Source organism: Xenorhabdus sp. NBAII XenSa04 (assembly GCF_963866145.1).
GTDB lineage: Bacteria > Pseudomonadota > Gammaproteobacteria > Enterobacterales > Enterobacteriaceae > Xenorhabdus > Xenorhabdus indica.
Genome location: NZ_CAWMEB010000055.1, coordinates 1 through 531 on the forward strand (window position 1 = coordinate 1; position 531 = coordinate 531).

The 531-nt window shown below is 57.4% G+C and carries 1 protein-coding gene; it reads left to right on the top strand.

Annotated elements, in window-relative coordinates; translation table 11 throughout:
* Window positions 1–531 (top strand): condensation domain-containing protein (locus AAC147_RS02590; protein WP_047685488.1); only part of this gene is annotated, 531 nt, incomplete at both ends.

A 531-nucleotide genomic window follows, 5' to 3' on the forward strand; every position in this document is an offset into this window, starting at 1 on the left:
TGGAAGTGATGCACCGTGAAGTGCAGGCTTATCTGACAGGGCAAGAGCAGAGCCTGGCTGTGCCCGTACCGTTCCGCAATCTGGTGGCACAGGCCCGGTTGGGCGTGAGTCAGGCAGCCCATACTGCTTTCTTTACCGAGATGCTGGCGGACGTGACGGAGCCGACGTTGCCGTTTGGCCTAACTGAGGTACATTGTGATGGCTCACAGATAACAGAATCTCACCGGATGCTGGCTCCAGAATTGAATGACCGCCTGCGCCATCAAGCCCGGCAACAGGGAGTGAGTCTGGCGGCTTTGTGTCATCTGGCCTGGGCCCAGGTATTGTCACGTACCAGTGGACAGGAAAACGTGGTGTTCGGCACCCTGCTGTTTGGGCGTATGACTGGCAGCGAAGGGGTTGGTGGGATGGGGCTGTTTATTAATACCCTGCCGTTACGGCTGGATATGGATGACACCCCGGTACAAGACAGTGTACAGGCCGCTCATCACCGGCTGGCGGGATTATTAACCCATGAGCATGCGTCACTGG